At 66.6% G+C, this 1,804-nt stretch carries 2 protein-coding genes; one reads left to right on the forward strand and one right to left on the reverse strand.

Annotated features, from left to right (window positions below; all coding sequences use genetic code 11):
- Window positions 1-1,310, reverse strand: a 1,310-nt coding sequence (locus A612_RS02870; protein ID WP_019373096.1) for a DEAD/DEAH box helicase, incomplete at its 3' end; no start/stop codon positions are given.
- A 263-nt stretch (window positions 1,311-1,573) separates the two neighbouring features.
- Here A612_RS02870 and A612_RS02875 point away from each other — a divergent pair.
- On the forward strand, window positions 1,574-1,804 hold a 231-nt coding region (locus tag A612_RS02875; protein WP_141630316.1), incomplete at its 3' end, for an ATP-binding cassette domain-containing protein.

The following is a 1,804-nucleotide window of genomic DNA, read 5'->3' on the forward strand; positions in this document are numbered from 1 at the left end:
CGCTGGCCACCGCCGCCGGCAGTGGCCTTGTTGGCGCGGATGCGCTCCATCATTTCCTGGCGTGCGGCCTTGGCGGCCGCCTGCATGACCTCGCGGCTGGGCGGGCGACCTGCGCCGCCCCAGATGGTCTGGCGGCCCATGGCGATGGGCTCGGCCTTCTCGCCCTCGTCGGGGCCGAAGCCCTCGATCACCTGCACCGGGATCTCCTGTTTGGTGAAGCGCTCGATCTCCATCATGAAGCCCTCTTCGTCCATGCAGACCAGGCTCACGGCGTGGCCCTCGCGCCCGGCGCGGCCGGTGCGGCCGATGCGGTGCACGTAGTCCTCGGGGACGTTGGGGATCTCGTAGTTCACGACGTGCGGCAGGTCGTCGATGTCGATGCCGCGCGCGGCGATGTCGGTGGCCACTAGGGCGCGGATCTGGCCGCTCTTGAAGCCCTCCAGCGCCTGCGTGCGCGCGCTCTGGCTCTTGTTGCCGTGCAGCGCCATGGCCGAGACACCGTTTTTCGTCAGGTAGTCGGCCACGTTGTTGGCGCCGAACTTGGTGCGCGTGAAGACCAGCACCTGGCTCCAGTCGTGCTGCTGGATAATGTGCAGCAGCACCTGCTTCTTCTTGGCGCGGCCGACCGGGTGGATGACCTGGCTGATGCGCTGCACGGTGGTGTTGCGCGGCGTGACCTGGATGCTCTGCGGGTTCTTGAGCAGGCCGTTCGCCAGTTCGCGGATCTCGTCGCTGAAGGTGGCGGAAAACAGCAGGCTCTGCTTGCTGGCGGGCAGCAGCGCCAGCACCTTCTTCACGTCATGGATGAAGCCCATGTCGAGCATGCGGTCGGCCTCGTCGAGCACCAGGATCTCGACCGTGGACAGGTCGAGGAAGCCCTGCTGCTGCAGGTCCAGCAGGCGACCGGGCGTGGCCACCAGGATGTCCACGCCGCGCTTGATGCGCTCGATCTGCGGGTTCATGCCCACGCCGCCGAAGATCACCGTGGACTTGATGTTCAGGTGCTTGGCATAGGCGCGCACCGACTCCTCGACCTGGGCAGCGAGTTCGCGCGTCGGGGTCAGCACCAGGGCGCGCACGCCGCGGCCGCCGAAGCGGCTGGTGGCAGCCTCGCCCGCGCTCAGGCGCTGCAGCATCGGCAGCGTGAACGCGGCCGTCTTGCCGGTGCCGGTCTGGGCCCCGGCCAGCAGGTCGCGGCCCTCGAGCACGGCGGGGATCGCCTGGGCCTGGATGGGGGTGGGGCTGTCGTAGCCCTGCTCTTGCACAGCGCGCAGAATGGCTGGCGCCAGGTTCAGTTCTTCAAATGTCATTGGATCCGATGCGCCCATCCGGGGCGCTGGGTACCGGCCCGCCGCCGACGGCGCAAGAGGCCGCCGGGCCAGTGCAAGGGGTTCCGGTGATTGCGAGAGCGGGAGCCCGGATGGCCGGGATGGCATCCTTCGTCCCCAGCTGCAGTGCTGGTGCCAGGGTGACTGGGGCCCATGGCAGACCCGATTGTCGCATGGGCGGATAATCTTGGTTTGCCTGCGTGGCCCAACACACACAGCTTTTTGCAGTTTTTTCCAAAAATACGATGGCCCAATACGTTTTCTCGATGAATCGCGTCTCCAAGACCGTGCCGCCGAAGCGGCAGATCTTGAAGGACATCTCGCTTTCTTTCTTTCCCGGCGCCAAGATCGGCGTGTTGGGCCTGAACGGCTCGGGCAAGTCCTCGCTGCTGAAAATCATGGCCGGCGTGGACAAGGAATTCGAGGGCGAGGCGATTCCCATGCCTGGCCTGTCGATCGGCTACCTGCCGCAGGAG

It is taken from the genome of Melaminivora alkalimesophila, from assembly GCF_000282995.1.
GTDB classification, from domain to species: domain Bacteria; phylum Pseudomonadota; class Gammaproteobacteria; order Burkholderiales; family Burkholderiaceae_C; genus Melaminivora; species Melaminivora alkalimesophila.